Annotated in this window: 1 protein-coding gene; it reads right to left on the bottom strand. The window is 61.6% G+C overall.

Going from position 1 to position 383, the window contains the following annotated elements; translation table 11 throughout:
• Window positions 1-98: 98 nt before the first annotated feature.
• On the bottom strand, window positions 99-383 hold a 285-nt coding region (locus AB4Z35_RS31090; protein ID WP_442101310.1), incomplete at its 5' end, for a DsbA family protein.

Below are 383 nucleotides of genomic sequence, written 5' to 3'. Positions count from 1 at the left end.
GATCAATATAGTGAATTCGGAGGGAGAACGGCCCGGATCAAGCAAAACGGCCCGGCACGCTTCTCGCGCACCGGGACGTCGGGGTCATGCCGCGCGGATCAGAGCTTCTTCGCGCGCACGCCCGTGACCAGGAAATCCATGGCCTGGATGGCAGCCGGCTTGGTGCCGGCAATGCTCGGGGAGGTCTCGTACTTGCCCTGCACCACCACGGTCGGCACACCCTCGATCTTGTACGAATCGGCGATCTTGTTGGCGCGCTGGGCGTTCGTGGTCACCGTGAACGAGTTGTAGGTATCGAGCCACTGCTTGCGGTCGATGCCGTTCTTGGCCATGAAATCGGCGATTTCGTCGGTGGTCAGCATGCGCTTGCGGTCCTTGTGGAT

This window comes from Pseudomonas sp. KB_15, from assembly GCF_052114525.1.
Taxonomy (GTDB): domain Bacteria; phylum Pseudomonadota; class Gammaproteobacteria; order Pseudomonadales; family Pseudomonadaceae; genus Aquipseudomonas.
The sequence above is the reverse complement of the archived record's forward strand: the minus strand, read 5'-3'. Positions and strand labels throughout refer to the sequence as shown.